Genomic DNA, 3,504 nt, shown 5'->3' on the forward strand with positions numbered 1-3,504 from the left:
TCGGTGGCCGGGGCGCGGATCGGGGCCAGCCTCGATGCGGCGCTGCGCCAGGTCTACGGCTTGCGTGAATTCAACGCCGCCCTCTCCGACCAGCGCGGCCAGATGATGGCCGAGACGCGCGATCTCATCCGTCCCGACCTGGCCAATATCGGCATCGACGTTGTGGATGTGCGCATTCTGCGTACGGACCTCGAAGCGGACGTGTCGGCCACCACTTTCGAGCGGATGCGTGCCGAGCGCCTTGCCGAAGCCGCTCTGTTGCGCGCCCGTGGCCAGGAGCAGGCGCAGAGCCTGCGCGCCATCGCCGATCGCCAGGCGGTGGAAATCGTGGCGGCAGCCACCCGCGACGCGGAAATCATTCGCGGTACGGGCGATGCCGAGCGCAACCGGCTCTTTGCCGCCGCCTATGGGCAGGATCAGGAGTTCTTCGAGTTCTACCGCTCGATGCAGTCCTATCGCTCGGCGCTGGCCGGCACCGGCACGACAATGGTGCTCTCGCCCGATAGCGAATTCTTCCGCTATTTCGGCTCCAACGGCTCGATCCCGGCCGCCAGCACCAATCTGGCCCCGCCGATCCAGCCCACCGCGGCGCCGATCACCCCGACCCAGAGCAGCGAGCCGGCCCTGGATGGGCTCGGCATCGAGGAAACCACTGTGCCTCGCCTGCCGCTCGATGACGGCTCGGAACTCAGCCCCACCGTGGGCACCGAGGTGCCCGAGCCCGCCGAGCAACCGGCGGCGCAGTAAGGGGAATGTATCCCATACAAAAAAAGCCGGCGCTCAGCGCCGGCTTTTTCTTTTTTTGGGGGGGTCAGCGGACGAATTCTTCTTAGCTGTAGCCTTGCAGATAGAGCAGGGCGGTAAGATCGCCATGGTCGATACGGATGCCTGCCTCGGCGGCGACAGCGGGCTTGGCGTGCAGCGCCACCCCGAAGCCGGCGATGCGGATCATGTCGAGATCATTGGCGCCGTCGCCCACGGCCAGGGTCTGGCTCAGCGGCAGGTGGCGCTCGGCGGCGAGGGCGAGCAGCCTTTCGCGCTTGGTGTTCTTGTCGACGATGGGCTTGGCCACCGTTCCGCTCAGGCGTTCGCCATCGAATTCCAGCACATTGGCCACCGCTTCTTGGAAGCCGATGCGTTTGGCGAAAAAGTCGGCGAAATAGGTGAAACCGCCTGAAACCAGCGCGGTATAAGCGCCGTATTCGCGCATGGTGTGCACCAGCGCTCGCCCGCCCGGGGCCAGGGTGATGCGCTCACGGCGAATCTCCTCGATCACCTTGCGCTCCAGCCCCTTGAGCAGGGCGACACGGGTGTCCAGCGCAGCAGCGAAGTCAAGCTCGCCGCGCATGGCGCGGTCGGTGATATCGGCCACCTGGGCCTTGATGCCCAGCGCGTCGGCCAGCTCGTCGATGCATTCCTCATTGATCATGGTGGAATCCATGTCGGCGATGAGGATCTGCTTGCGGCGGTTCTCGTTCGGCACCAGCGCTGCGTCGACCTTGCGCGCGCCGATGACCTCGCGGGCCAGAGCCAGCGCATCGGTTGACTTCGGCTCGATGATCTCGCAGGCAATGGCGTGGTTGAGCCAGTTGAGCTCGCCGCCGGTTTCGTTGATGACCGCGGCGGCCAGCGCCGGGTCGAGTTCGGAATCGGCGGGATTGGCAATGAGGCAGAGAACCGGCATGAGGTCTTCTTTGTGGAGTGAGGAATGAGGAGCCGCAGGCGCGCCGTTCTGATAGCGGGTCCGACTGCCAGCGGCAAGTCGGCGCTGGCGCTTGCCATGGCGCGGGAAACGGGCGGCATCATCGTCAATACCGACGCCATGCAGGTCTATGACACATTGGCCGTGGTGACGGCCCGGCCCGACGCGGCGGACATAGCGCTGGCTCCCCACAGGCTTTATGGTGCCGTGCCGGCCGCGCGGCGGTTTTCGACCGGCCAGTGGCTGGAAGCCGTGCGCGGCGTCATCGCCGAGAATTCGGAGGGGCCGCTGATCTTTGCCGGCGGCACCGGGCTTTATTTCGACGCGCTGCTCAATGGCTTTGCCGATGTGCCCGAAATTCCTGCGGCGGTGACGCTGGCAGTCCAGGAGGAGGTCGCGGCGCTGGATGGCGCCAGGCGGCTGGCGCTTTTGGCGCGGGAAGACCCCGTGGCGGCCGCACGCCTCAAGGTCGCCGATCCGCAGCGGCTTATTCGCGCCCTGGCGGTGAAGCGCGCCACCGGGCGGATGCTGTCGAGCTTTCAGGATGCGCCGCAAACGGGCTTGCTCGCCGATTTTTCTATCGAACGCATGGTGCTCGACCCGGCGCGCGATGTGCTGCGCGAGCGCATCGCGCGGCGTTTCCAAACCATGTTCGAAGAAGGGGCGGTCGGGGAGGTCGAGGCGCTGCTGGCGCAGCAACTTGACGTCAGTCTGCCGGCGATGAAGGCCATCGGCGTGCCCGAGATCCGGGATTTCCTCGCCGGTGTAATCGGGGCGGACGAGGCTGTCGCCCGAGCCGTTATCGCCACAAGGCAATATGCCAAGCGGCAACGCACCTGGTTCCGCAACCGTTTTGCGGACTGGCCTCGGGTTTAGCGGATGAGGCCCAGCCGCTCGCGCAGGGCGAAACGGGCGAGCAACACCACCGCCACCGAGGACAGGCCCGCCGCAAGGCCGATCCAGATGCCGATGCCGCGCCAGCCGACGACGAGACCGAGCAGATAGGCCACCGGCAGGCCGATGACCCAATAGCCGAAAATGGCGATCAGCATGGGCGTCTTGGTGTCGCTGAGGCCGCGCAGCGAATGGGCGGCGATGACCTGGGTGCCATCGGCGAGCTGGAAAAAGCCGGCGACGATGAGGAAGCTGGCAGCCAGGCCCAGCGCATCGGCATTGGCCGGCACGTGTGGATCGAGAAACAGGGTAACGATGAAGGGGCCGAGCGTGAGGAAAAGCACGCAGGACAGGGTCATGAAGGCGGTGCTGAGGGCAAAGGCGGTCCAGCCCGCCTTGCGCACGCCTTCGCTGTCGCCCCTTCCATAGGCGCGCCCGACGCGCACCGTGGCGGCAATGCCCAGCCCCAGTGGCACCATGAAGGCCATGGAGGAGCATTGCAGCGCCACGGCGTGGGCCGCCACCTCGTCGGTGCCCAGCCGCCCCATCAGCAGGGTCGCGGCGGTGAACAGGCTCACTTCGGCCACCACGGTCAGTCCGATTGGAGTACCGATGCGGAAGATTTCGCGGAAGCGCGGCCAGTCGGGCTTGAAAAAGCGCAGGAAGACATGGAAGCGCCGCAGGCGGGGATGGGTGACGACATAGCCCGCCATCATGGCGCACATCAGGAAATTGGTGATGAGCGTGGCGGTGGCGGCGCCGCGCAGCTCCATGCGGGGAAAGCCGAAATGGCCGAAGATCAGCACATAGGCGACCCCGGCGTTGAAGACGACGCCGATGACGGTGATGACCAGGATGGCGCGGGTGGCGTCATAGGCCGAGAGCATGGAGCGGAAGGCGATGATGCC

The 3,504-nt window shown here is 66.2% G+C and carries 4 protein-coding genes; 2 read left to right on the forward strand and 2 right to left on the reverse strand.

What is annotated here, in order from left to right; all coding sequences use genetic code 11:
• The coding region (locus tag VDP82_RS15765; protein ID WP_323015779.1) for a protease modulator HflC at window positions 1–747 on the forward strand (747 nt) is incomplete at its 5' end.
• An 82-nt stretch (window positions 748–829) separates the two neighbouring features.
• Here VDP82_RS15765 and serB read toward each other — a convergent pair.
• Entirely contained in the window at window positions 830–1,684 is an 855-nt protein-coding gene (gene serB, locus VDP82_RS15770) for a phosphoserine phosphatase SerB (RefSeq protein WP_323015780.1), read from the reverse strand.
• A 24-nt stretch (window positions 1,685–1,708) separates the two neighbouring features.
• Here serB and miaA point away from each other — a divergent pair, with 24 nt between their 5' ends.
• Complete coding sequence (gene miaA, locus VDP82_RS15775) at window positions 1,709–2,578, forward strand: tRNA (adenosine(37)-N6)-dimethylallyltransferase MiaA (RefSeq protein ID WP_323015781.1); 870 nt, start codon at window positions 1,709–1,711, stop codon at window positions 2,576–2,578.
• Here miaA and VDP82_RS15780 read toward each other — a convergent pair.
• Window positions 2,575–3,504: MATE family efflux transporter (locus VDP82_RS15780; protein WP_323015782.1), on the reverse strand; the 930-nt coding region annotated here is incomplete at its 5' end. The genes miaA and VDP82_RS15780 overlap by 4 nt on opposite strands.

This window comes from Devosia sp., assembly GCF_034675085.1.
GTDB lineage: Bacteria > Pseudomonadota > Alphaproteobacteria > Rhizobiales > Devosiaceae > Devosia.

Coding starts and splice junctions, on each gene's coding strand:
- serB (WP_323015780.1), bottom strand. CDS start 1,684: ATGCCGGTTCTCTGCCTCATTGCCAATCCCGCCGATTCCGAACTCGAC.
- miaA (WP_323015781.1), top strand. CDS start 1,709: ATGAGGAGCCGCAGGCGCGCCGTTCTGATAGCGGGTCCGACTGCCAGC.